The following is a 25,125-nucleotide window of genomic DNA, read 5'->3' on the forward strand; positions in this document are numbered from 1 at the left end:
GACGGTATAGCGTCCCGTCATCACGATCGTCGATCCGTTCGTGTCCCCCTGTCGCTGGAGGATCGCCATGGCCCGCACACCGTCCATCCGTCTGCACCGCCGAGGGGTGCTCGGCATCCCCGCCCTGGTTGTCGCCGCACTGACAGTCGTCGCCCGACCCGCCCCGGCCAGCGCCGCGCCGAAGGCCGAGTGCCTCGCCGACCTGCTCCAGGACGCCTGATGGCCACCATTCCCTGGCTCGTGGACGTGCTGCGCGGTGCCGGGGTCCAGGTCGTCGTCGAGGGCGACTGGCTCAACCGGATGCGGCCCGGCTCCTTCGACCCGATCGGGGTGCTCTGGCACCACACCGCCGCGACCTCCAGCGCCAGTAACCCGCACCCGGCGCTCGGCATCTGCATCAACGGCCGGTCGGATCTGGCCGGCCCGCTCTGTCAGGCGCTCGTCGACTACAACGGTGTCTTCCACGTCATCTCCGCCGGCCGCTGCAACCACGCCGGGACCAGCGGCGGCAGTGGGCCGATCCCGGCCGGGGACGGCAACACCCTGATGATCGGGTGGGAGATCGACTACAACGGCGTCAACCAGGAGATGACCGCCGCGCAGTACAACGCGTCGATCGCCGCCACCGCCGCCGTGCTCACCCGGCTGGGCCGGGACAGCAGCTACGCCCGGGGGCACCGGGAGACCAGCACCAGCGGCAAGATCGACCCGTCCTTCATCGACCTGAACGTCATGCGCGCCGACGTGGCGGCGAAGATGTCGGGCGGCGGGAACCCCCCGGCGTGGTCCTCCATCGTGGACAACACCACCTCCGGTCGGTTCACCGCCAGCGCCAACTGGGGTGTGTCGACGTACTCCGGGCAGCGGTACGGCGCCGACTACCGCTACGCGGAACCCGTCGCGGCCAGCGACGTCGCCTGGTACAGGTTCAACGTCCCGGCGACGGCCAACTACCGCGTCGATGCGTGGTGGCCGGCGACCTCCGGCTACAACGGTGCCACCCCGTACGTCGTCTCCACCACGACCGGCAACCGGACGATCATCGTCGACCAGCGGGCCACCGGTGGGCAGTGGCGGTCCCTCGGCACGTTCACGCTGCCGGCCGGCGACGCCAACCGGGTGGGCGTGAGCCGGTGGAGCAGCGCGACGGGTCTGATTGTCGCCGACGCCGTACGCCTCACCCGGGTCTGACCTCGGCCGCCCGCGCTTGATCGACTCGACTTCCCGGAAGTCGGGGTGTCCGGGTGCGAGGACGCCCCGCCTTCCGGGAACTCCGAGTGGATCAGAACCGTGCGCCGGATGTCGGTGGATTGATCTAAGATCATCACTCCACCTCAGTAAGGGAGCACAGTGATTCGCTTTCGCACCGTCCTGGCCGTCGGCATCACCGCCGCCGCCACGGTCACGCTGGTCGCCGGCCCGGCGCAGGCCGACACCGTCAACCGGACCGCGCACGCCCACTTCGACGGCGATGGCAGCATGTTCGTCGACGTGACCCGGCCAGCGGTCGGCGACACCGTCGTCGACGTCGAGTGGCAGAAGAGCGTCTGCGCCGTCACCGACGGCGTGCGCGGCTGCGACAGCGTCTCCCGCCGCGCGTACGACGTGGCGGTCACCCGCTTCTCGTTCTCGCTGACGGGTGCGAACCTCACCGCGACGGTGCCCTATCAGGAGTCTCAGCAGCACTGCGACTTCGTCGACGGGGACGAGATCTGCGGCGAGCGGCAGGAAAGCACGGGCAGCACCACCCTCAAGGTCACCTGGGTGGCTCTCGATGAGCCGCTCCGGCGCGAGCGGTGGACGGGTGAGGACGGCAGCGTGCACATCAGCACGTCCGCGTGGACGACCGTCTCCGGCAGCGGGTTCGGCAGCACCTACGACGATCCAGCTACCAGCTTCGGCCAACTGTCCCGGACGCGGACCATCCCGCCGGCCGCCTGAGCAGGTCCGGCACTGACAGACGCCGCGGGGGCGTGACCGTTCAGGTCACGCCCCCGCAGCCTGGTGATGCCCCTCAGTTCCTTGAGCAGGTGGCCCCGTTGAGCGAGAAGCTGGTCGGGGACGAGTACGACCCGCTCAGCGTTCCCTGGTAGCCGAAGCTGGCCGTGCCACCGGGTGCGACGGACCCGTTGTGGCCGGCGTTGCGGGCGGTCACCGTCGACCCGCTCTGGCTCACCGTGGCGTTCCAGGCGTTGGTCACCTGCTGGCCGCTGGGCAGGCTGTAGGTGAGCGTCCAACCGTTGATCGCGCTGGACCCGGTGTTGGTGATCTGCACGTCGGCCGTGAAGCCGTTGTTCCACGAGTTCGCGGTGTACTTCACCGCGCAGGCCGCATTGCCCGGCGGCGGGGTGGTCGGCGGCGGGGTGGTGGGGTTGCCGCCGCCGTTGACGGAGGCCGAGAACGACGTCACGGCCAGGCCGACGCCGCCCTGCCAGGGCTCGAAGCCGGCCTGGATGCTGGTCAGGTACCAGGAGTTGGTGATCGCGCCCCGGTTACGGACGTCGTTGATGAAGTCCAGCACGCTGAAGTTCAGGCTGGAGATCGCCGACGGCGCGACGTACGAGATGACGTTGTTGGAGCCGTTGCTGCCCCGCCAGACCTCCCAGGTCCGACCGGCCAGATTCGTCGTGCCGACCACGGAGCCGATGGGCTGGATCGGGCCCTGCCGGTTGAGCCAGATCATGATCTCCATCTGGTTGACCCCGTCCCGCTTGGGTGACGGATCCAGCCAGATGTCGTACGACGCGTTGTAGGTGGCGCCGCTGACGTACCGGTAGGAGATGCTGCTGGTGGCACTGCTGATCTGACTCACCTGGATGGGCAGGTTCGTGCCGGGGGAGCAGTTGGTGTAGTGACAACCGAAGAACACCGAGGGGTACGCAGTCGGTGCGCCGTTGGTGGGGCTGCTGCCGTTGAGGGTGGTGATCTCGAAGCCGCTGCCGGTGACGTTGATGCACTGCTGGGCGGTGGTGCCCCAGCGGTTGTTCTGCACCACGTACCGGCTCTGGATGACGGTCGAGCCGTACTGTTCGCAGATCTGGGTGTCGGCGGAGGCGTTGCCGCCGAGGGCCACGGCGACGAGCGAGCTGCCGAGCAGCAGACCGGCGGCGGCCAGGGCTCGAAGTTGACGTTTCATGACGCTCCTTGACTCGGCGCGTGCCGGGCGCCGGATGTGGTGGGGCTGTGCGGGAGCGCTCCCACGCTCAATGACACATTCACATGTCTGAAACTCATCCGCAACCGCGCGCGTCAAACTGGTGAATTGTGAGGATTGCCACCACCCCCCGGACGGCTGTCGCCTGACGGCCAGCTAAGCGACGCGCGCCGCCGACGAGCGCCGCCGAGCCGGCCGATTGGGGCCTGGTGTGGGCGAATAGCTCCGAGTAGCGTGTTGCCTCCAACGCGTTCCGCTCCCCCTCCGGAGGCGTACACCACCATGGGTGGCTCCCCCCTGCGCATCCTCGTCGTCGGCGCGGGCATCGCCGGTCTGGCCGTGGCCCGGGCACTGCGCCTGGCGGGCTTCCGGCCGGACGTCACCGACAGGCTGCCGCCCGGGGAGTCCACCGAGACCGGCCTCTACCTGCCCGGCAACGCCGCCCGCGCACTGCACCGGCTCGATCTGCACGACCCGGTCCGTCCACTCGGGCAGGTGATCCACCGGCAGCACTTCTTCGATGCCGCTGGTGCGAAGCTCTGCGACGTCGACCTCGACACCCTCTGGGCCGGCGTCGGCGAATGCCGGGCGCTGCCCCGGGCGGACCTGCACCGGGTGCTGCTCAGCGGCGCCGGCGGCGCCGTCCGCCACGGGGCCGAGGTGCGCACCCTGGACCTGCTCCCGGGCGCCGTCGGCGTCACCTTCACCGACGGCACCACCACCGAGTACGACCTGGTCATCGGCGCCGACGGGCCGCGCTCCTCGGTGCGGGCCCTCGCCGCGCTCGGTGGGCCGCCGCGCCCCGTCGGGCAGGTGGTCTACCGGGCCGTGCTCCGCGACGGCCCGCCGGTCGCCGAGTGGACCGCCCTGCTCGGCCAGCGCTCCGGGTTCCTGATGGTGCCGATCGGTGCCGGGCGACTGCACCTGTACGCCGACGAGGCCGGCACCGAGGAGCCGGCCGAGCCACTGGCCCGGCTGCGCGAACTCTTCGCCGACTACCGCGGCCCGGTGCCCGAGGTGTTGGCGGCGCTCGACGAGGTGCACGTCGGGATCACTGACGAGGTGGAGCTGGGCCGCTGGTACCGGGGTCGCGTCCTGCTGATCGGTGACGCCGCGCACGCCACCGCGCCGACCCTGTCGCAGGGCGCGGCGATGGCACTGGAGGACGCCGTGGTGCTGGCCGAGTCGCTGCGTGCCGCCGGCAGCGTGGACGCGGCCCTGGTCGCGTACGAGAGTCGTCGCCGGCCGCGTACGCGCTGGGTGCGCGACCGGACCCGGGACCGCAACCGCACCAGGGACGTGCCGCCGGCGCTGCGCGACCCCCTGCTGCGCGGACGCGGCGGCCGCATCTTCGGGGAGCACTACCGGCTCTTGCTCGGCCCGCTGTAGGCCCGTAGTAGATCGTGTCACGCCACCCCACGCGGCGCTGCGACCTGCCGGGGACTATCCTCCTTGCGGATGACGGCCCGCCGATAACCAGCGTGTGCCGAGCGGGACAACCGAGAACCGGAGGCCACTCGTGACCACCGTCGCACCCAAGCCGGTCGTGACCCGGCCCTGGCCGGTCCGGGAGCCGGTCAAGGGGTCGGCCATCGCGCGGCTGCTGCGAACCACGGACGCGAAGCAAATCGGGATCATGTATATGGTCACCGCGTTCGCGTTCTTCATGATCGGCGGCCTGATGGCCCTGATCATGCGGGCTGAGCTGGCCCGACCCGGGCTGCAGTTCCTGTCGCCCGAGCAGTACAACCAGCTCTTCACGATGCACGGCACGATCATGTTGCTGTTCTTCGCGACGCCGATCGTGTTCGCGTTCGCGAACTACATCGTGCCGATCCAGATCGGCGCACCCGACGTCTCCTTCCCCCGACTCAACAGCTTCGCCTACTGGCTGTTCCTGTTCGGCGGCACGATGGCGACGGCCGGTTTCATCACCCCGGGTGGTGCCGCTGACTTCGGCTGGTTCGCGTACGCGCCGCTGAGCAGCGTCGAGCACTCGCCCGGCGTCGGGGCCAACATGTGGGTCATGGGTCTGGCCATCTCCGGCCTGGGCACCATCCTCGGCGCGGTGAACATGATCACCACGGTCCTGACCCTGCGCGCGCCCGGCATGACCATGTTCCGGATGCCGATCTTCACGTGGAACATCCTGGTCACCAGCCTCCTGGTGATCCTGGTCTTCCCGCTGCTGGCCGCTGCGCTGTTCGCGCTCGCCGCGGACCGCATCCTCGGCGCCCACGTGTACGACCCCGCAACCGGCGGGCCGATGCTCTGGCAGCACCTGTTCTGGTTCTTCGGCCACCCCGAGGTCTACATCGTCGCGCTGCCGTTCTTCGGCATCATCAGCGAGGTCATCCCGGTCTTCTCCCGCAAGCCGATCTTCGGCTACAAGGGTCTGGTCGCCGCGACCGTCGCGATCGCCGCGCTCTCGATGAGCGTCTGGGCGCACCACATGTTCGCCACCGGTCAGGTGCTGCTGCCGTTCTTCAGCTTCCTGAGCTACCTGATCGCCGTGCCGACCGGTATGAAGTTCTTCAACTGGATCGGCACCATGTGGCGGGGCCAGATCAGCTTCGAGACGCCCATGCTCTGGGCGGTCGGCTTCCTGGTCACCTTCCTCTTCGGTGGTCTCACCGGTGTGCTGCTGGCCAGCCCGCCGATCGACTTCCACGTGTCGGACTCGTACTTCGTGGTGGCGCACTTCCACTACGTGCTCTTCGGCACGATCGTGTTCGCGGTGTTCGCCGGCATCTACTTCTGGTTCCCGAAGATGTTCGGCCGGATGCTCGACGAGCGGCTGGGCAAGATTCACTTCTGGCTCACCATGATCGGCTTCCACACCACGTTCCTGGTGCAGCACTGGCTCGGCAACGAGGGCATGCCCCGTCGGTACGCCGACTACCTGCCCAGCGACGGCTTCACCACGCTGAACATGATCTCCACGATCGGTGCGTTCATCACCGGTATCTCCACGCTGCCCTTCATCTACAACTGCTGGAAGTCGTACAAGACCGGCCCGGTGGTCGAGGTGAACGACCCCTGGGGTCACGGCAACTCGCTGGAGTGGGCGACCAGCAGCCCGCCGCCGCTGCGCAACTTCGACCGGATGCCCCGCATCCGTTCCGAGCGGCCGGCGTTCGACGAGAAGTTCCCGGAACTGGCCGCTGGCGGCCAGAGCCTGGCCGGCCCGCCGGAGGGCGGCTCCAAGCCGCTCACCAGTGAGTCGGACGGCGGTGCCAGCTACCGCGAGGACACCGGCAGCGACATCGACCGGCACTGACGCTCAACCCAGCTGTACGACGGGCGCCGCCCCCCGGGACCACCGGGAGCGGCGCCCGTCGCCATGTCCGAACAGGCCTGCCCAGACCTGGCCTGCCTGGTCGTACCTGGCGTGTCCGGCCTGGCCTGGCTGATCGGGCCGTTTTGGCAGCGGGCATCTCCAGGCCCCCGCAGGTGCTGAAGAGCGCTATACCTCTGGGGCATATTTATGACTCAGAGGTATAGCGGGCAGCAGCATGGGTGCCACCAGCGGTCCGCCAGTGGCAGTTGATCGGGCGCAGCTCACCGCTGCGGCCGCGGTGTGGGTGCAGCCGTCAGCGGGCGGTGGGGGCGAGGTCGGCCTCGACGGGCTGCGCGGGGTTGGCCGCGTCAGCGGTGCGGCGGCGGCGTAGCTCGATCGGGAGTACCACGAGGGTGACCAGCGCGCCGAGCGCTCCGGTGACCACGAAGCCCCAGAGTGGCGAGCTGGCATCGATCACCGCGCCGGCGAGCGGCGCGCCGATCGCGATGCCGACGGTGACCGCCGACCCGTGCAGGCCCATCGCCTCACCGCGTACCTCGGCTGGGACCAGGCGGCTGACCGCGTCGGAGCCGGCCGCGATGGTCGGCGCGCAGAGCGCGCCGGCCGGGATCAGCGCCAGGCACAGCAGCCACCAGTGCGCACCGCCCAGCCCGACCGGGATGGTGCACAGGGCGAGTGCGGCGGTCAGCGCCAACGGGGAGAACGAGCGGTTCACGGCTCCGTAGGCGAACCCGCCGAACAGCGAGGCGACCGCCCAGATGGCCAGCACCGCGCCGGTCCAGCCGACCTCGCCGCTGGCGCGCAGCACGGCGACCACCGCCACGTCGGTGCCGCCGAGCACCAGGGTCGCGGCGGCGCTGAGCGCCAGCACGGCGAGCAGTCGGGGGGTCAGCCACTCCCGGCGAGGCACCCGCCGCGGTGGGCCGCTGGGCTCGGCGGCTCCCCGGATCGGTGGGTTGACCACCCACAGGGCGATCCCGGCGGCGACGATGCCGCCGCCGACCAGGTACATGGTGGTCTGCGCGGAGATCGCGGTGACCAGGGCCACCGCAAGCGCCGGCCCGATCATGAAGGACAGCTCGACCGACATGGAGTCCAGCGCGTACGCCGGGCGGCGCTGCGCCTCCGGGACCAGCGCGGCGATGGACTGACGGACCACGGAGAAGATGGGCAGGGCCAGGGAGCCGGCCACGAAGGCGGCCGGCAGCAGCAGGGGGTACGGCAGCGTGGGCGCGGTGGACCAGAAGATCGCCTCGGCGGTGCCGGTGACCACCAGGACCGGGCGCAGGCCGCGACGGTCCACCAGTCGGCCGAGCAGCGGCCCACCGATCGCCGCGCCCACGGTGACGGCCGCGCCCACCAGACCGGCGGCCCCGTAACCGCGATCAAGATCGAACACCACGTGGAAGGTCAGCGTCACCCCGGTCGCGGTGAGCGGGATGCGGGCAAGGACGGCGACCAGCAGCAGCGACCGCAGGCCGGGCAGGGCGAGCGCTTGCCGGTAAGGCTTCATGTTCACGTGGGTCCGTACCTCCGGCGACATCCTCGACCGGAGGCGGCCCGATGGCCAACCAATTACGCCCTCATGCGGCCCTGATCACAGGCTCGCCGTGCAGGGTCACCCCGGCACCGTCCATCGCGCGCAGCGCCACGTCGGTGGTCGCCGGAGCGACGGCGGCGGTCAACTCGAGCAGCACGGTGGTGGCGAAGCCCTCCCGGGCGGCGTCCAGCGCGGTCGCCCGGACGCAGTGGTCGGTCGCGATGCCGACAACGTCGACCTGATCGACGTCGTGCCGGCGCAGCCAGTCGGCCAGGCACTCGCCGTCGTCGGCGTGCCCCTCGAAACCGGAGTACGCCGCCGCGTGCTCACCCTTGTGGAAGATCGCCTCGACCCGGCCGGTGTCCAGCTCGGGGTGGAACTCGGAGCCGCTGGTGCCGACCACACAGTGCCGGGGCCAGGACTCCACGAAGTCCGGCGGATCGCCGAAGTGCGCACCCGGGTCGACGTGGTAGTCCTTGGTGGCGACCACGTGGGACCACCGGTCCGGCTCGGAGGCCAGCAGCCGGGAGATGCCCGAGGCCACCCCCGCGCCGCCCGCGACGGCCAGTGAGCCGCCCTCGCAGAAGTCGTTCTGCACGTCCACGATGATCAGAGCGTTGGCCATTCGGGGGTTCCTCTCGTGATCCGGCCTGCGCGGGCGATCTGGGTCGAGGTCAGTCGGAGGGTACGACGGTGACCGGCACCGCCGGGTCGCCGGCCGAGAGCTTCAGCCCCTCCCACGGGATGGAGATCAGGCACTCGCGCAGGTGCTCCCGTGACTCGTCGAGAGAGGGTAGCGAGACCGGCTCGCCCCCCACCACGTACGAGCGCTGGAGCATCCGGTCGTTGGGCTTCCGGTCCGGCACACCCTGCGGGACGATGATCTCCTCGGTGGCGGTGCCGGTCGGCTTGTGGCGGCGGACCGCGACCTTCCGGCCGCCGATGGTGGCCTTGTGCTCGGAGCGCTTCACCACCGGGCGTCCCTCGACCTCGACGAGCTTGTAGACCAGCCCGGCGGTCGGCGCACCGGAGCCGGTGACCACGGCCGTGCCGGCGCCGTACATGTCCACCGGTTCGGCGGCCAGCGCGGCGATCGAGTACTCGTCGAGGTCACCGGAAACAATGATCTTGGTTTCGGTGGCGCCCAGCGAGTCGAGCAGCTCCCGGGACTGCTGGGCGATCACCGCCAGGTCACCCGAGTCGATCCGTACCGCCCGCAGCTCCGGGCCGGCCACCGCGATCGCGTTGCGGATGCCCTGGCTGATGTCGTACGTGTCGACCAGCAGCGTGGTGTCCTTGCCCAGCGTGGCGACCTGCGAGGCGAACGCCGCCCGCTCGTCGTCGTGCAGCAGGGTGAACGCGTGCGCAGCCGTGCCCGCCGTCGGGATGCCGTAGCGCTCACCGGCGGCGAGGTTGGAGGTGAACCGGAACCCGGCCAGGTACGCGGCCCGCGCCGCGGCCACAGCCGCCTCCTCGTGTGCCCTACGCGACCCCATCTCGATCAGCGCCCGGCCCCGCGCCGCGGTCACCATCCGCGCCGCCGCTGCCGCCACGGCGCAGTCGTGGTTGAGCACGGAGAGCGCCACCGTCTCCAGCACCACGCACTCGGCGAAGCCGCCGGAGACGGTGAGGATCGGCGAGCCCGGAAAGAACAGCTCACCCTCGGCGTACCCGTCGATGTCGCCGGTGAAGCGGTAGTCGGTGAGCCAGGCCGCGGCCGCGTCGTCGACCACCCCGGTCCGCAGCAGGAAGTCGACCTCGGTGGGGTCGAACCGGAAGTCGCGGATCAGCTCGATGAGCCGGGCGGTGCCGGCGACCACGCCGTAGCGGCGGCCACTCGGCAGCCGGCGACTGAACACCTCGAAGACACACCGGCGGTCGGCGGTGCCGTCCTTCAGTGCCGCGCTGACCATCGTCAGCTCGTAGTGGTCGGTCAGCAGCGCGGGGCGGTGGGTGCTCACCGCCCCAGCCTAAGGTTCAGCCCGCGTCGCCGCCGTCGTGGCCCGGGATCGAGCGCAGCGCGGCCCACAGCTCGGCGCGACCGGTCACGCCGAGCTTGGCGTAGATGCGCTGAAGGTGGTTCTCCACGGTGCGGGCCGAGAGGTAGAGCCGCTCAGCGATGGCCCTGCTGGGTGCGCCGTGCGCGGCGAGGCGCGCCACCTGCCACTCCCGCTCGGTGAGCACCGGCGCGCCCGCCTGCAGTGCCGGTGTGCGGATCAGATCACAACGCCCGAGCAGCCCGGCCAGGCGCTCGCGGGCATCGTTGGCCGCGGGCGAGTGCTGCCGGCGCAACCGCTGAACGGCCTGGGAGGTGGCCTCCGCCGCGAACACGGTCAGCTCCAACGCGGCATAGTCGTCGGCGACCGCGAGCAGATCCGTGGCGGAGTCGGTCACCGCCGCGTGGGCGTGCCGGGCCAGCAGCGGCGGAAGCGCCCCGTCGACCCGTTCGGACAGCTCGGCGAGGCGCTGCGCGACGGTGCGGCGGCCACCGTCGGAGCAGGTGGGACCGACCGGCATGCCCGCCTGGTCCAGCCGCACCAGATCGTGCAGGACGTGCACCTCGTGCCCGGCGAAACCATCCGATCGCAGGCGGTCGACCAGGTCGTCGAGGTGCTTGACCGCGCCCGGCAGGTCGCCCGATGCGGCGAGCGCCGCGCCCCGGGCCTGCTCAAGCCACGGGTAGAGCACCGCCATGCCCGGCGCATGGGTGCGGTCCGCTTCGGCCATCGCCGCGGTGGCCTGCGCCGAGTCGCCACGCAGGGCCGCCGACTGGGCGCGCTCGGCCTGGGCCAGACCGGCGTAGACCCGGCTGGTGGCCAGCACCGCGCAGGCACCCAGGGAGGTCCGCATGGCCGCGTCGCTCTGCCCACGCATCCGGGCCGCGTACGCCTGGAGGATGGCCAGGTAGCCGGTGCCGAGCCGGAAGTCGCCGGCACCGGCGAGGTCGGCGAACTCGTCGGCGACGATCGCGTCGATCCCGGCCAGGTCACCGGTGAGCATGAGCCTGGTGCCCCGGGCCAGTTCCAGTGCCAACTGCAGGTACGGCATGTCGGTGCGCCAACTGCCTGCGGCGGAGTGCACCTGGGCGATCGCCGTACCGCTGCGGTTGAGCTGGCCCTGTGCGGCCTGGACGTACGCGATGGTGGATCGGGCCAGCTCGCGGGCGGCGACGCCGGCCGCCGGCCGGTCCAGTACGCGTTGGCTGAGCCGCACCGCCTTCGTCGTGTCGAGCCCGTGCAGGCGCATGATCGCCTCGAAGGCGTGCACCCGGGACTGGTCCGCGGAGTCACCGAGCTGCTTGACCCGGCTGGCGAGCTCATCCACCGTGGACTGGCGGCTCAACCCCCAGTAGCTCACCATCCCGCGCACTGTCAGCCAGCGGCAGAGTCGTCGTTCGTCGCCGGGCTCGGGTGGCACCGCGTCGAGGACGCCGATCGCCTCCTCCGGCCGGTCGGCGAACATCAGGATGGTGGCCAGCAGCTCTGCCGCGTCGGAGCCGCCGTCGGCGTTGAGCGCGGCGCGCGCCAGGCGGGTGGCCAGCGGCACGTCGTAGCGGGTGAAGGCCTGCACCGCGGCATCGAGCAGCATGGCCGGGTCCTGTGCGGTGCCCGAGTCGAGTCGCCAGACCGCCACCCGCAGCAGGTCGTCGCGTCGGCGCTTGCCGACCTGCTCCAGCAGCTCCGCGAGGTGCGCCTGAAGGCGGCGGGTGCGGCTGACCGGGCAGCGGCGGCGCATCACCTCGCCGTAGAGCGGGTGGGCCAGCCGGACGTTGGTCCGCCGGTCGTGCTGGATCACGCTGATCAGACCGCGTTCCTCGGCGGTCTCCACGTCTGCCTGGTCGGCGGCCTGCTTGAGCAGGTGCAGACCGAGTGGTTCGCCGAACGCCACCAGCTCGACGACCGCGCGGACGCCGTCGGTGAGCTTGCCGACCCGGGTGTCGATCAGGTCGGTCAGGCTCGGTGCCAGCTCCAGTCGGCCGGTCCACTTCCAGATGCCGTAGGTGCGCTTCAGCTCCGCGCTGCCGGTGGCGGCGTGCACCAGCTCGCGCAGCAGCAGCGGGTTGCCGGCCGACAGCTGGCCGAGCCGGTCGGCGGAGCCGGCGTCGACCGGGCCCTCCAGGATGGCCGCCAGCAGGCCTGCGGTCTCCTCCGGTGGCATCGGGGTCAGCTCGACGTGCTCGACCAGATCGTCGGTCCAGAGTGCACGGATCGGCAGCGGGATCTGCTCGCCGTCGCGCAGGGTGCCGAGCACTGTGGCGTTCTCCGCGCGGGCGACGAGGTGCACCAGCGCCGCCGAGGGCGGATCGAGAAGGTGGGCGTCGTCGATGGCGAGCACGATGCGTCGGCCGGCCGCCTGCTGTTGCAGCAGGTTGAGCGCCCAGCGCAGGATGCCGGCGGGGGAGAGGCCCTGGGGTTGCTCGGCGGGGAGCACCTGCACCAGCCCGCCGAACGGCAGCGCGGCCGTGGTGGCACTGGCCGCGATGGACCAGATCGCGAACCGGTCGGTGGGCAACGCGTTCACGCCCTCACGCAGCAACCGGCTCTTGCCGATGCCAGCGCTGCCGCTGAAGAAGAGCCCCCGGCCGGCCTCACCGGTCACCGCCGCGAGCAGGCGGTTGAGCTCATCTGTTCGGCCGACGAACTCCCATCGACTCATCCGGGCAGCATATCGATGAATTCCGTGCGCGCCCGCACCGTCACCGAACGAAGTTGAGTAGCGGCACAATTACCGGTGAGTATCGGAGGTGTTCCGCCCGGTCGTCGGCTCGCCCGTAGTCTTCGACATCCGGGGTTGCTCCACTGGAATGTTCACGCGACCGGGCAACCGGTCACCTGCAACGGGAGGCACCTGATGAAGCAGGGCCCTCTCCCCTCGGTCGATTCGCCGGACGACATGACCGGCCCGACCGACCTGCCCAGTTGCGGCCCGCTGCCCACGCGGGTCGGCGTCACCGGTCCCGCACCGGAGGAGCCGCTCGGCGTGGTCGCCGTCGGCCCGGCCGGTGCCGAGCGGCGCGCCGTGCTCGCCACTCTGCTCAAGCTCGACCCGGTGATGCTCACCGTGCCGGCGGGCAGCTGGTTGGTGGTGCGCAACGCCAAGGTGCCCACCCGGGCGGCGTTCGTGCCCGGTTACCGTCAACCGCACTCGTACGGCGCGGACCGGGACGCCGCCGGTCCGGCGTTGGCCCGTCCGCCCCGGCGGGTCGAGCTGAGCGTGCCCGAGCCGCTGCTGCGGCACTTCACCCTGATCGACGTTCCGGACACCGCCACGCTCGGCGTGGCCGGCAACCGGGTGCTGCTCGAAGCGGTGGGCCGTGCCGGTGCGCTGCTCTTCGTGATCGCCGCCGACCAGGCGTTCACCGCCACGGAGCTGAACCTGCTCGCCGAGGTCGCCCCGACCTCGGTGGAGGTTGTCTTCGCGGTCACCCCCGGCGCGGCGGGCTGGGCCCCGCTGGCGGACGGCGCGGCGACTACGGAGGACGCGGGGGCGTCCGTCCCGCCAGCCGGGAGCGGAGCGACGGAGGCCACCGCGGCTGCGGTGACCGTCGCGGCACACCGGGCGGCGCTGCTGGCGGCGGTGCCGGCGCTGGCCGGCGCGCGGTGGTTCCCGGTCGACGACGCCGACTCCGCCGCCGATCTGCGGCGGGCCCTGGTGGGTTGGTCGTCGCGGGAAGGACTGCAACGGGCCAGTGTCAACCCGCCGGTGCTGCCGGGTCAGCACGACCGGATCGCGGTGGCCGCCGACCCCGGCGACTGGTCCGAGCGGCTCGACCGGCAGACCCGCTCGTGCTCCCAGCGGATCCGCCAGCACCTCGCCCTGGAGCTGGCGAACATCCACCTGCGGGCGGTCCAGGAGATCGTGTTCGGGGTCGGCTGCGCCGGTCTGCCGGATCTGCTCGACCGGGAGATGGCGGCGTTGTCGTTGTTGGCCACGGCGCAGTGCGACCAGGCCGTGCGCGGCATCATCACCGACGCCGCGAGCCGGGTGCTCGGCGCGCCGCCGACCGAGGGCGTGCACCGGCGGATCGCCACCGCCGTGCAGTACGGCCTGGTCGACGACCGGCCCGGCCAGGACCTGGACAAGGTGCTGCTGATCACCAGCACAGCCGGGGTCGCCGGGCTGACCGGCCCGGAGGCGATCGACGCCCTGTCCAGCTACCCGGCGGCGGCCCGTTCCGAGGTGCTCCCGCCGGTCGCCGTGGCGCTCTCCGGCGGTTGCTGGCAGCAGTGGCGTACGCCCGGCAACAACGACCACAGCGCGGCGCGGGCCTGGTCCCAGCGGGCGGTGCGGGAGGTCGAGCTGGGTTTGTCCCGGGAGATCTCCCGACGGTTCGAGGTGATCCGCCTCTCGCTGGGCGCGGTGCTCTCCGATGCAGTCGATCACGGCATCCTGCTCGCCTGACGGCGTGGCGACCCCTCGGTTGGGGTCCGCCTCGCACCGCGCGCCCGACGGCGTTCGGGGCGAGTCAGGGGTGCCCGGGGTGGGCGATCCACGCCGGGCCGGCGTTCCGGTTCCTCGGTTCCGGGAAACCGGTGGCACGATGGGGGGCATGGCGGCTCCGCAGGTTGCACCGGTCGAGACGCCGGACACTGACGAGGTGCCGGCGTCCGACCGGCAGTGGGTGACGATCGTGTGGGACGACCCGGTCAATCTGATGACGTACGTGACCTGGGTCTTCCAGAAGCTTTTCGGCTACAGCCGGGAGAGGGCCGAGCAGCTGATGCTGGACGTGCACCACAAGGGCCGGGCCGTGGTCTCCACCGGTGCCCGGGAGCGGATGGAGCACGACGCGTCGCAGCTGCACGCGTACGGGCTGTGGGCGACGGTGGACAGATCATGAGCATGTTCCGTCGCCAGTCCGGCCGCTATGTCGCCACCTTCGCCGTCGACGAGGTGCGGGTGTTGCGCAAGGTCGCCTCCGAGGTGGTCGGCCTGCTGACCGATGGCTTCGACCACACCGACCCGGTCGTCGGTCGGCTCTTCCCGGCGGTCTATCCCAAGGACGCCCCAGGCACCGCCGAGTTCCGCCGCTACACCGAGGGCGACCTGAAGACCGCGAAGATCGATCAGGCCGGGGCGATCCTCGCCGCGCTTCCCGACGAGGCCGGCGGTGAGGTGCGGCTGGACGCCGAGGCGGCCGAGGCGTGGCTGCGGGCGTTGAACGACGCCCGGCTCGCGATGGGCGTCCGGCTGGAGATCAAGGACGGTACGGACCTGGGCGAAGAGCTGGACGACGCGGTCGCCGAGGATCCGGCCTCCAGCAGGGTGTTCCAACTGTCGGTCTACGCGTACCTCGGATATTTGCAGGAGTCGCTGCTCAACGCCTTGATCGACTAAGCGTGACCGGCACCACTTCGGCCCGTGCTCATCAGGCGTTAGGCTGGTGCTCGTGCTGAGCATCGACCGGTCGATCATCGACGCGATCGTCGCCCACGCGCGGCGGGACCACCCCGACGAGGCGTGCGGCGTCGTCGCTGGTCCCGTCGGCAGCGACACCCCCACCCGGCACATCCCGATGGACAATGCCGCGCGGTCGATGACCTTCTACGAGTTCGACTCGATGGAGCACCTGCGGGTGTGGCGGGAGATGGACGACCGGGACGAGGAGCCCGTGATCATCTACCACTCGCACACCGCCACCGAGGCATACCCGTCACGGACGGATGTCTCCTTCGCAGGCGAGCCGGGCGCGCACTACCTGCTCGTCTCGACCCGTGAGCCCGACTCGGAGGAGATCCGGTCCTTCCGGATCGTCGACGGTGTGGTGGCCGAGGAGCCGGTCCAGGTCGTGGAGGCGGGCGTCGACCCGCATGCGGTCCAGTCCTACATGTTCGGGCAGAGCCCGGCGACGGTCGACTACGAGTGTTCCGACCGCTGACCCGTCAGCGCCCGCACCCGTTCGTCCCGTCACCGTAGGCACACCCGATCGAGGAGCTCGACATCATGGCCATTGAGGTTCGCATCCCCACCATCCTGCGCAGCTACACCGGCGGCGCCAAGGTCGTCGACGGCAGCGGCGACACCCTCGCCGATCTGCTCACCGACCTGGACTCCCGCCACGGCGGTCTGCGCGGCCGCCTGATCACCGAGACCGGCACGTTGCACCGCTTCGTCAACGTCTACGTCAACGACGAGGACGTCCGCTTCCTCGGTGCGCTGGACGCCAAGCTCTCCGACGGCGACAGTGTGACCATCCTGCCGGCCGTGGCCGGCGGCGCGTTCGGCTTCGCCGCGGCTGCGGCGATCAGCTCGCACAGCGCCGCGGCTGCGGCGATCAGCTCGCACGGCGCCGCCGCTGCGGCGATCAGCCAGCGCAGCGCCGTCGCGGCTCGCTGAGGTCGTCCGCCATGGCGCGGTACGACAGTCTGCTGGACGCCTGCGGGGGTACGCCGCTCGTCGGCCTGCCCCGGCTCTCGCCGACGGTGCCCGACGGGGCGCCGCCGGTGCGGCTCTGGGCCAAGCTGGAGGATCGGAACCCGACCGGCAGCATCAAGGATCGCGCGGCGCTGTTCATGGTCCGTGCGGCGGAGGAGGCCGGACGGCTCCGCACCGGTGACACCATCCTCGAACCGACCAGTGGCAACACCGGCATCTCGTTGGCGATGGTGGCCAAGCTGCGCGGTTACCGACTGGTCTGCGTGATGCCCGAGAACGTCTCCACGGAGCGGGTCCAACTGCTCCGGATGTACGGCGCCGAGATCATTTTCTCGCCGGCGGCGGGTGGTTCCAACCAGGCGGTCGCCACCGCCAAGCAGATCGCCGCCGAGCACCCCGACTGGGTGATGCTCTACCAGTACGGCAATGAGGCCAACGCTCGGGCGCACTACGAGACGACCGGGCCGGAGCTGCTGCACGACCTGCCCACCATCACGCACTTCGTGGCTGGGCTGGGCACCACCGGCACGCTGATGGGCACCGGGCGCTACCTGCGGGAGAAGGTCGACGGCATTCAGGTCGTGGCCGCCGAGCCGAGGTACGGCGAGCTGGTCTACGGCCTGCGCAACATCGACGAGGGGTACGTGCCGGAGCTGTACGACGCCTCGGTGCTCTCCCGGCGGTTCTCGGTCGGCACCCGGGACGCGGTGCTGCGTACCCGGCAGCTCGTGGAGGTCGAGGGCATCTTCGCCGGGTTCTCCACCGGGGCCATCCTGCATGCCGCGCTCGCGGTGGCGCACGAGGCGGTCCGCGACGGCCGGCGCGCCGACGTGGCTTTCGTGGTCTGCGACGGCGGATGGAAGTACCTGTCCACCGGCGCGTACGGGGGCACGCTGTCGGATGCCGAGGACGCCCTGGAGGGGCAGCTCTGGGCCTGACCGACGTGGTCTTCCCGGGCACGGGCCGCCGATCTGTGTCGGCGGCCCGTGCCTTGTCCACGGCACCGTGAGCAGGTGTCACGTTCGTGACAACTTCGGTTGGATCATTCTTGCTGCCGGGCACCCCGGCGTAGGCTGCGCAGCGTGACGCACGCGTCGGTAGAGATCATGGCTGGGGCGACGGCCGCCACGGATGCTACTGACAGTAACAGCGAGACAACTCGATGCGACTGACCGTCCTCGGCTGCGCCGGCAGCTTTCCCGGCCCGGAGTCACCGTGCTCGGCCTACCTCGTCGAGGCCGACGGTTTCCGGCTCCTGGTCGACTTCGGCTCCGGGTCGCTGTCCAGCCTCCAGCGATACGCAGGGCTGCACGCCCCGGACGCGATCCTGCTGACCCACCTGCACTGTGACCACATCCTCGACGCCGTGACGTACGTGGTGGTCCGCCGGTACGCCCCGGACGGCCCCTACCCGGCGCTTCCGGTGTACGCGCCCTCCGGCGCACCGGACCGGCTCAGTGCCGCCTACGGCGACGAGGGCACCGTGGAGGACGTGTACCAGTTCTACGCCCTTCAGCCGGGCACCTTCCCGATCGGCCCGTTCACTGTCACCGTCGACCGGGTCAACCACCCCGTGGAGACGTACGGGGTGCGGCTGGAGCACGACGGTCGGTCCCTGTGCTACTCGTCGGACACGGCGTCCTGCGACGCGTTGCTGCGGCTGGCCCAGAACGCCGACGTCTTCCTCTGCGAGGCCAGCTATCTCGACGGGGTGGACAACCCACCGGATCTGCACCTGACCGGCCGGGAGGCCGGCGAGACGGCGACCAAAGCCGCGGTGGGTCGGCTGCTGCTCACCCACCTGGTCGCGGCCTGGGGCAGCGAGGCGCACACGTTGGAGTCGGCCGCCGCCGCGTACACCGGACCGATCGACGTGGTCCGGCCCGGCGCGAGTTACGACGTCTGACCTCCCGCGCCTTGCCGGCGGGACACCCCGACGGAGGTGGACCGTCGCACCGCATAGGGTGCAGGTATGGCGCGACCTGACGGGCGAGGGCCCTCTCAACTCCGACCGGTGACCCTGACCCGAGGCTGGAGCACCCATCCGGAGGGCTCGGTGCTCGTCGAGTTCGGCGGCACCCGGGTGCTCTGCACGGCGAGCGTCACCGAGGGGGTGCCCCGCTGGCGCAAGGGCTCCGGGCTCGGCTGGGTCACCGCCGAGTACGCGATGCTGCCGCGGGCCACCAACACCCGCTCCGACCGGGAGAGCGTCAAGGGCCGGGTCGGTGGTCGCACCCACGAGATCTCCCGGCTGATCGGCCGCAGCCTGCGGGCCAGCATCGACCTCAAGGCTCTCGGCGAGAACTCGATCGTGCTGGACTGCGACGTGCTCCAAGCCGACGGTGGCACCCGCACGGCGGCGATCACCGGCGCGTACGTCGCGCTGCACGACGCGGTGGGCTGGCTCGCCGCCCGGAAGTCGTTGGCGGGTAAGCCGGAGAAGGTGATGCACCGGTCGGTGGCCGCGGTCAGCGTGGGCATCATCGCCGGCGAGGCGCGGCTCGACCTCTGTTACGAGGAGGACGTCGCCGCCGAGGTGGACATGAACGTGGTGTGCACCGGCGCGGGCGACTTCGTCGAGGTGCAGGGCACCGGTGAGGCGGGCGTGTTCGCCCGCGACCAGCTCGACGCCCTGCTCGACCTGGCCGTCGCCGGCTGCGCCGAGTTGGCCGAAGCCCAGCGGAAGGCACTCGGGTGAGCGTGAGGAGTGAGCTTGCGAGCCCCGCAGTCGCGAACAAAGGTGTCTCAGCATGAACAAGGTCCTGCTCGCCACCCGTAACCGCAAGAAGCTGGTGGAGCTTCAGCGGATCCTGGACGGCGCGCTCGGCGCGCACCGGATCGCCCTGCTCGGGCTGGACGACGTCGAGCAGTACGCGGAGCTGCCGGAGACCGGTCTTACCTTCGGCGAGAACGCGCTGATCAAGGCGCGGGAGGGGTGCCGGCAGACCGGGCTCCCGACGATCGCCGACGACTCCGGCCTCGCGGTCGACGCGCTCAACGGGATGCCGGGGGTGTTCAGCGCCCGCTGGTCCGGCCGACACGGCGACGACCAGGCCAACCTTCAGCTGGTGCTGGACCAGATCGGCGACGTGCCCGACGAGCAGCGGGCGGCGTCGTTCGTCTGCACCGTGGCGTTGGTGCTGCCCGGCGGCAAGGAGCATCTCGTCGACGGCCGGCAGTCCGGGCGGGTGCTGCGTGCCCCGCGCGGCGATGGTGGGTTCGGCTACGACCCGATCTTCCTGGGCGACGGACAGGACCGGACCAACGCCGAGCTGACCCCTGCGGAGAAGGACGCCATCAGCCACCGCGGCAAGGCGCTGCGCGAGCTGGCCAAGCTGATCGCCAAGGTCCTGCCGCCCGCCAACTGACGGGCGCGAGGTCCTGCCGCCCGCCGCCTGAGGGGCGCACCAGGTGCTGCCGTCCGCCGCCTGACCCGCGGCGGACGACAGCGACCCGGCGGAGGTCAGCCCAGCGGGCCGACCTCCCGTTCGATGGCGGCGCGCAACTCCCGCCCGGCGACAACGGCGCGGGCCGCCTCCATCACCGGGGCGAGGAACACGTCCGGGCCGGGCTCGCCGGCCGCCGGGCCGAGCGCCGCGACGGCCGCCCGCCCGGCCGCTGACGGCTCCAGCGGGGCGCGCAGTTGCAGACCGCGTACGCCGGCCAGCAGCTCCACCGCGAGCAGGCTGGTGAGATTGTCCAGCACGGTGCGCAGCTTCTTGGCCGCGGCCCAGCCCATCGAGACGTGGTCCTCCTGCATGCCGCTGGTGGGCAGGGAGTCCACCGAGGCGGGGGCGGCCAGTCGACGGTTCTCGGCGACGATCCCTGCCGCCGTGTACTGGGCGATCATCAGCCCGGAGTTGACCCCTGCGTCGGGGGAGAGGAACGCCGGCAGTTCCCGGGAACGGGTGACGTCGAGCAGCCGGTCCACCCGACGCTCGGCGATCGCGCCCACCTCGGCCGCGGCGATGGCCAGGAAGTCCGCGGCGAAGCCGAGCGGCGCGCCGTGGAAGTTACCTGTCGACTCGACCCGCCCGTCCGGCAGCACCACCGGGTTGTCCACAACGGACACCAGCTCCCGACCCGCGACCGTGCGGACGAAGTCCAGGGTGTCGCGGGCCGCGCCGGCCACCTGCGGGGCACACCGCATCGAGTACGCGTCCTGCACGGCGTGCGCCAGGTCGTCGCGGTGCGAGTCCATCACCCGGGAGTCCTGCAACAGCCGGTGGATGTTCGCCGCCGACGCGGCCTGGCCGGGGTGCGGCCGGATGGCGTGCAGCTCGGGCAGGAACGGTCGCTCGGAGCCGAGCATCGCCTCGATGGCCAGCGCGGCCGTCACGTCGGCCATGGCGAACAGGTGCGCCGCGTCGTGGATGGCCAGCAGCAGCATGCCGAGCATGCCGTCGGTGCCGTTGATCAGCGCCAGCCCCTCCTTGGCGGCCAGCTCGATCGGCTTGAGCCCGGCGGCGGTCAGCGCGTCGGCCGCGTCCTGCCGCTCGCCGGCCGGGCCGAGGACCCAGCCCTCACCGAGCAGCACCAGCGCGCAGTGCGCCAGCGGCGCCAGGTCACCGGAGGCGCCCAGCGAGCCGTGCTCCGGCACCCACGGGGTGATGTCGTGGTTGAGCAGGTCGATCAGGGCCTCGGCGACCAGCGGCCGGACCCCGGAGCGGCCGAGGGCGAGCGACCGGACCCGCAGCAGCATCATGGCCCGGACCACCTCGCGCGGCATCGGGGCACCCACCCCGGCGGCGTGCGACCGGATCAGCGCGTGTTGCAGCTCAGCCCGTCGCTCGGGGGCGATGAAGGTGTTGGCCAGCGCCCCGAACCCGGTGGAGACCCCGTAGACGGGACGGCCGGACGACTCGATGCCGTCCACGATGGCCCGACTGGTCGCCATCGCGTCGATGGTTGCCGGGTCGAGGACGATCGTGGCGCTGCCGCGGGCCACCGCGAGAACGTCGTCGGCGGAGATTCCGGTGGGTTGGATGGTCACGGTCGTCATGGCGTTACTCCGTTGCGCATTACCTGGCGGATCAAGGGGACACCGGGCCGGTAGGCCAGGTGCAGGTAGGACGGCGCGTCCAGGACCACGAGGTCGGCCCGTGCGCCGGGGGTGAGGACACCGATGTCGTCGCGGCGCAGCGCCCGCGCGCCACCGGCGGTCGCGGCCCAGACCGCCTCCGCCGGGGTCATCCGCATCTCGCGGACCGCCAGGGCCACACAGAACGCCATCGACGAGGTGTACGAGGAGCCGGGGTTGCAGTCCGTCGCCAGCGCCACCGTGACACCGGCGTCGAGCAGCCGGCGGGCGTCCGGGTACGGCGAGCGGGTGGAGAACTCCGCGCCGGGAAGCAGGGTCGCGACGGTGCTGGTGTGCGGACCCTCATGGCACATGCAGTCGACCAGGGAGGACGCGAGCGCGTCGACATCGGCGTCGGACAGGTAGGTGCAGTGGTCCACGCTGGCCGCGCCCAGCTCCACGCCGAGCTGCACGCCCGGTCCGGGGCCGAGCTGGTTGGCGTGCACCCGCACACCGAGCCCGACGGCCTGCCCGCAGGCCAGGATCGCCCGGGCGTGGTCCACGTCGAAGGCACCCCGCTCGCAGAACACGTCGATCCACTTGGCGTGCGGCGCGGCGGCGGCCAGCATCGGCCCGCAGACCAGCCCCACGTAGTCGTCCGGGCGGTCGGCGTACTCGGCGGGGACCACGTGCGCGCCGAGATAGGTGGTGTCCTCGGTGAACTCGGCGGCGATCCGCAGTGAGCGGGCCTCGTCGGCGACGGTCAGCCCGTACCCACTCTTGATCTCCATGGTCGTGGTGCCCTGGCGCAGCGCCTCCCCGCGCAGCCGGCGCACGGTGGCCCGCAGCTCGTCGTCGGTGGCGGCCCGGGTCGCTCCGACAGTGGTCCGGATGCCGCCGCCGGTGTAGGGCTCACCGGCCATCCGGGCGGCGAACTCGGCGGCGCGATCCCCGGCGAAGACCAGGTGGGCGTGGCTGTCCACGAAGCCGGGCAGCACGGCCGCCCCGCCGGCGTCGAGTCGCCGGTCAGCCGCCGGCGCGTACGCGGACGGCCCGACCCAGACCACCCGGCCCTCCTCGACCAGCACTGCCGCGTCCCGGCGAATGCCCAGCGGGCCCTCACCGGCACCGTTGGTGACCAGCTCCCCGATGTTGTCGACCAGCATGCTGCTCATGAAGGCGTGACCGCCTCGATCGACGCCGACAGCTCGGCCGGCACGTCCACGCTCAGGTGCCGGCCTTCGGCCACCACCACCCGACCGTCGACGACGACCTGTTCGACGTCTGCCGCGGAGGCCGCGAAGAACACACCCACCGGCGGCACTCCGGCGGTGCGGGCGGTGTCCAGCCGTACCGTCACCAGGTCGGCGCGGGCGCCGACGGCGATCCTCCCGGCGTCGGCCCAGCCCAGCGCGGCGTGCCCGGCGGACGTGGCGGCCGTCAGCAGGTCGACGGGCGCGAAGTGGCCGCGTCGGCGGGTCCGCAGGCGCTCGTCCAGCTCCACCGCCCGGGCCTCCTCGAACAGGTCGACCACCGCGTGACTGTCGCTGCCCAGGCTCAGCCGGATCCCCGCGTCGGCCATCAGGCGGGCCGGGCCGATGCCGTCGGCGAGGTCCCGCTCGGTGGTCGGGCAGAGGCACACCCCGGTCCGGCTGTCGCCGAGCAGCGTCAGGTCGGCGCTGGTCGGATGGGTGGCGTGCACGGCGGTGGTGTCCGGCCCGAGCACACCGTGCTCGGCGAGCAGTGCGGTGGGCGTACGCCCGTGCACGGCCCGGCACTCGTCGTTCTCGGCGGGCTGCTCGGAGAGGTGCACGTGCAGAGGTGCTCGCCGTTCCCGGGCCCAGTCGGCGACCGTGCGGAGCTGGTCGGCCGGGACCGCCCGCACCGAGTGCACGGCCGCGCCGACCCGGACGTGGGAGTCCGTCGGTTGGAACGCCGATGCCCGTTGCGCCCAGCGGGCCGCGTCGCCGTCGCCGAACCGCCGCTGTGGCCCGGCGAGCGCCTGACCGTCCACGCTGGAGGTCAGGTAGCAGGTGTCCAGCAGGGTCAATCGGATCCCGGCGTGCGCGGCGGCCTCGACCAGCGCCGCGCCCATCTCGTTCGGGTCGTCGTAGGCGCCGCCGTCGGGCCGGTGGTGCAGGTAGTGGAACTCGCCCACACAGGTGATCCCGGCGAGCGCCATCTCGGCGTAGACCGCACGGGCCAGGGCGAGGTAGGTGTCGGGGTCCAGGCGGTCCGCCACCGCGTACATCTGGTCCCGCCAGGTCCAGAAGTCGCCCCGACCCCCGTGGGTGCGTCCGCGCAGCGCTCGGTGGAAGGCGTGTGAGTGCACGTTGGACAGGCCGGGCAGGGTCAGGCCGGGCAGCGGCACCGCGTCGGCGTGCACCTCGACCCCGGCCGGTGGCTGACTCTCGGGCGTCAGTGGCGTCACTGCGCTGATCCGGCCGTCCTCGACCTCGATCAGCACGTCGGGCGTGGGTTCGGCGTGCTCGGGCAGCCAGGCGTACTCGGCGAGCCAGCGGGTCGGTGTCACAGGCATGTCAGCTCCTTCAACACCCGGGCCAGCGCCCGGACCCCGGCGGCACAGTCGTCGTCGGTGGCCGCCTCGGCGGGGGAGTGCGACACCCCGGTCGGGTTGCGCACGAAGAGCATCGCGGTGGGCAGGTGCCCGGCGAGCACACCGGCGTCGTGCCCCGCACCGGTGGGCAGCACCGGCGCGTCGAGCAGCGCGGCCAGCCGTTGCGCCAGCCCGCCGTCGAAGGCGACCAGCGGGGTCGCCGACTCCTCGGTGACTGTCACCGCCGTACCGTCGCGCCGCGCCCGCTCGGCGAGCTTGCCGCGCACCGCCTCCACCAGACCGGCGAGGGTCTCCGGGTCGGCGGCCCGGGCGTCCAGCCAACCGGTCACCCGCGACGGGATGGCGTTGGTGGCGTTGGGTTCGACGGAGACCCGACCCACTGTTGCGTGCGCGCCGCGCAGCCGGGCCTCCTTGTTGGCCGCCAGCACCGTGAACGCGTACGTCAGCATCGGGTCGCGGCGGTCGGCCATCCGGGTGGTGCCCGCGTGGTTGCCCTCGCCGTCGACGTCGAAGCGCCACCGGCCGTGCGGCCAGATCGCGCTGGCCACCGCGACCGGCGCGTCGGTGTCGACGAGCGCGCGGCCCTGCTCGACGTGCAACTCCACGAAGGCGCCGAACCGGCCCAGCAACTCCGGGCGGGCGCCCGCCGGTTTGTCGCCGAGCGCCTCGGCGAAACTCACCCCGGCCGCGTCGCGCAGGCCGGCCGCGCGCTCTGGCGGCAGCGCCCCGGTGAGCAGCCGCGACCCCAGGCACGGTACGCCGAAGCGCGCACCCTCCTCCTCCACGAACGCCGCCAGCACCAGCGGCCGGTCCGGGGTCACCCCGGCGGCGCGCAGCTCGTCCACGGCGAGGAACGCGCTGACGATGCCGAGCGGCCCGTCGTACGCCCCGCCGTGCGGCACCGAGTCGAAGTGGCTGCCGGTGAGCACGGCATCCTCGCCCTCCGGGTCACCCCAGTGGGCGAAGAGGTTGCCGTTGCCGTCCTCGGTGACCGGCATGGCACGTTGCTCAGCCTGTGCGCGGAACCAGCCGCGCAGCTCGATCTCCGGGGCGGTCAAGGCGTACCGCAGGTAGCCGCCGCTGTCGGTGTCCCGCCCGACCGGCGCGATCTCGTCCCACAACTCCCGGAACCGGGCAGCAAGGTCGTCGCTCATGG

Annotated in this window: 23 protein-coding genes; 14 read left to right on the forward strand and 9 right to left on the reverse strand. The window is 71.8% G+C overall.

Annotation, left to right across the window (positions count from 1 at the left end):
* Positions 1 to 67 precede the first annotated feature (67 nt).
* From GA0070619_RS32635 to GA0070619_RS01715, 3 genes are all read left to right on the forward strand, one after another.
* Positions 68 to 220, forward strand: a complete 153-nt coding sequence (locus GA0070619_RS32635) for a hypothetical protein (protein ID WP_172861953.1) — start codon at positions 68 to 70, stop codon at positions 218 to 220.
* Complete coding sequence (locus GA0070619_RS01710; protein WP_088946423.1) at positions 220 to 1,191, forward strand: golvesin C-terminal-like domain-containing protein; 972 nt, start codon at positions 220 to 222, stop codon at positions 1,189 to 1,191. The genes GA0070619_RS32635 and GA0070619_RS01710 overlap by 1 nt, the downstream gene beginning before the upstream one ends.
* A gap of 159 nt (positions 1,192 to 1,350) precedes the next feature.
* A complete protein-coding gene (locus GA0070619_RS01715) occupies positions 1,351 to 1,941 on the forward strand; it encodes a hypothetical protein (protein WP_088946424.1) in 591 nt (196 codons plus the stop codon).
* Positions 1,942 to 2,014: 73 nt separating this feature from the next.
* On the opposite strand, the gene GA0070619_RS01720 is transcribed toward GA0070619_RS01715, so the two are convergent.
* Positions 2,015 to 3,136 (reverse strand): GH12 family glycosyl hydrolase domain-containing protein, encoded by a 1,122-nt coding sequence (locus GA0070619_RS01720; protein WP_088946425.1) that lies wholly within the window; start codon positions 3,134 to 3,136, stop codon positions 2,015 to 2,017.
* Positions 3,137 to 3,436: 300 nt separating this feature from the next.
* Here GA0070619_RS01720 and GA0070619_RS01725 point away from each other — a divergent pair, with 300 nt between their 5' ends.
* Together GA0070619_RS01725 and ctaD are read left to right on the forward strand one after the other, a co-directional pair.
* The gene (locus GA0070619_RS01725) at positions 3,437 to 4,543 is read left to right on the forward strand and encodes an FAD-dependent monooxygenase (RefSeq protein WP_088946426.1); all 1,107 of its coding nucleotides are present in this window, start codon (positions 3,437 to 3,439) and stop codon (positions 4,541 to 4,543) included.
* 130 nt (positions 4,544 to 4,673) lie between these two features.
* The gene (gene ctaD, locus GA0070619_RS01730; RefSeq protein ID WP_088946427.1) at positions 4,674 to 6,434 is read left to right on the forward strand and encodes an aa3-type cytochrome oxidase subunit I; all 1,761 of its coding nucleotides are present in this window, start codon (positions 4,674 to 4,676) and stop codon (positions 6,432 to 6,434) included.
* A 313-nt stretch (positions 6,435 to 6,747) separates the two neighbouring features.
* Here ctaD and GA0070619_RS01735 read toward each other — a convergent pair whose 3' ends face one another.
* The 4 genes from GA0070619_RS01735 to GA0070619_RS01750 are packed head-to-tail and all read right to left on the reverse strand — an operon-like array spanning position 6,748 to position 12,651.
* Positions 6,748 to 7,998, reverse strand: a complete 1,251-nt coding sequence (locus GA0070619_RS01735) for an MFS transporter (protein WP_088946428.1) — start codon at positions 7,996 to 7,998, stop codon at positions 6,748 to 6,750.
* Between the two features lie 40 nt (positions 7,999 to 8,038).
* Entirely contained in the window at positions 8,039 to 8,620 is a 582-nt protein-coding gene (locus tag GA0070619_RS01740; protein WP_088946429.1) for an isochorismatase family protein, read from the reverse strand.
* 49 nt (positions 8,621 to 8,669) lie between these two features.
* Entirely contained in the window at positions 8,670 to 9,956 is a 1,287-nt protein-coding gene (locus tag GA0070619_RS01745; RefSeq protein ID WP_088946430.1) for a nicotinate phosphoribosyltransferase, read from the reverse strand.
* 16 nt (positions 9,957 to 9,972) lie between these two features.
* Positions 9,973 to 12,651: a LuxR C-terminal-related transcriptional regulator gene (locus tag GA0070619_RS01750; RefSeq protein ID WP_088946431.1), complete on the reverse strand. Its 2,679-nt coding sequence runs from the start codon at positions 12,649 to 12,651 to the stop codon at positions 9,973 to 9,975.
* Between the two features lie 195 nt (positions 12,652 to 12,846).
* Here GA0070619_RS01750 and GA0070619_RS01755 point away from each other — a divergent pair, with 195 nt between their 5' ends.
* From GA0070619_RS01755 to rdgB, 9 genes are all read left to right on the forward strand, one after another.
* Positions 12,847 to 14,397: a P-loop NTPase family protein gene (locus GA0070619_RS01755; protein WP_088946432.1), complete on the forward strand. Its 1,551-nt coding sequence runs from the start codon at positions 12,847 to 12,849 to the stop codon at positions 14,395 to 14,397.
* Between the two features lie 148 nt (positions 14,398 to 14,545).
* Positions 14,546 to 14,836, forward strand: coding sequence for an ATP-dependent Clp protease adapter ClpS (clpS, locus tag GA0070619_RS01760; protein ID WP_088946433.1), 291 nt, complete (start codon positions 14,546 to 14,548; stop codon positions 14,834 to 14,836).
* Positions 14,833 to 15,333, forward strand: a complete 501-nt coding sequence (locus GA0070619_RS01765; RefSeq protein ID WP_088946434.1) for a DUF2017 domain-containing protein — start codon at positions 14,833 to 14,835, stop codon at positions 15,331 to 15,333. Before clpS ends, GA0070619_RS01765 begins: the two co-directional genes overlap by 4 nt.
* A gap of 52 nt (positions 15,334 to 15,385) precedes the next feature.
* Positions 15,386 to 15,874, forward strand: a complete 489-nt coding sequence (locus GA0070619_RS01770; protein WP_088951494.1) for a M67 family metallopeptidase — start codon at positions 15,386 to 15,388, stop codon at positions 15,872 to 15,874.
* A gap of 65 nt (positions 15,875 to 15,939) precedes the next feature.
* Positions 15,940 to 16,332, forward strand: coding sequence for a MoaD family protein (locus tag GA0070619_RS01775; RefSeq protein ID WP_088946435.1), 393 nt, complete (start codon positions 15,940 to 15,942; stop codon positions 16,330 to 16,332).
* Between the two features lie 11 nt (positions 16,333 to 16,343).
* Complete coding sequence (locus GA0070619_RS01780) at positions 16,344 to 17,309, forward strand: PLP-dependent cysteine synthase family protein (protein ID WP_088946436.1); 966 nt, start codon at positions 16,344 to 16,346, stop codon at positions 17,307 to 17,309.
* Between the two features lie 224 nt (positions 17,310 to 17,533).
* Complete coding sequence (locus GA0070619_RS01785) at positions 17,534 to 18,277, forward strand: MBL fold metallo-hydrolase (protein WP_088946437.1); 744 nt, start codon at positions 17,534 to 17,536, stop codon at positions 18,275 to 18,277.
* Positions 18,278 to 18,343: 66 nt separating this feature from the next.
* A complete protein-coding gene (rph, locus tag GA0070619_RS01790) occupies positions 18,344 to 19,069 on the forward strand; it encodes a ribonuclease PH (RefSeq protein WP_088946438.1) in 726 nt (241 codons plus the stop codon).
* A gap of 52 nt (positions 19,070 to 19,121) precedes the next feature.
* Complete coding sequence (rdgB, locus tag GA0070619_RS01795; protein WP_088946439.1) at positions 19,122 to 19,739, forward strand: RdgB/HAM1 family non-canonical purine NTP pyrophosphatase; 618 nt, start codon at positions 19,122 to 19,124, stop codon at positions 19,737 to 19,739.
* 95 nt (positions 19,740 to 19,834) lie between these two features.
* Here the strand turns inward: rdgB and hutH are convergent, their stop codons facing one another.
* From hutH to GA0070619_RS01815, 4 genes are read right to left on the reverse strand one after another with little or no spacing between them, the layout of a single operon-like run.
* Entirely contained in the window at positions 19,835 to 21,373 is a 1,539-nt protein-coding gene (hutH, locus tag GA0070619_RS01800; RefSeq protein WP_088946440.1) for a histidine ammonia-lyase, read from the reverse strand.
* A complete protein-coding gene (gene hutI / locus GA0070619_RS01805) occupies positions 21,370 to 22,566 on the reverse strand; it encodes an imidazolonepropionase (protein WP_088946441.1) in 1,197 nt (398 codons plus the stop codon). Before hutI ends, hutH begins: the two co-directional genes overlap by 4 nt.
* The gene (locus tag GA0070619_RS01810; protein WP_088946442.1) at positions 22,563 to 23,930 is read right to left on the reverse strand and encodes a formimidoylglutamate deiminase; all 1,368 of its coding nucleotides are present in this window, start codon (positions 23,928 to 23,930) and stop codon (positions 22,563 to 22,565) included. Before GA0070619_RS01810 ends, hutI begins: the two co-directional genes overlap by 4 nt.
* Entirely contained in the window at positions 23,921 to 25,123 is a 1,203-nt protein-coding gene (locus GA0070619_RS01815; protein WP_088946443.1) for an allantoate amidohydrolase, read from the reverse strand. Before GA0070619_RS01815 ends, GA0070619_RS01810 begins: the two co-directional genes overlap by 10 nt.
* Between the last annotated feature and the right edge of the window lie 2 nt (positions 25,124 to 25,125).

This window comes from Micromonospora zamorensis, from assembly GCF_900090275.1.
In the GTDB taxonomy this organism is placed as follows: Bacteria; Actinomycetota; Actinomycetes; order Mycobacteriales; family Micromonosporaceae; genus Micromonospora; species Micromonospora zamorensis.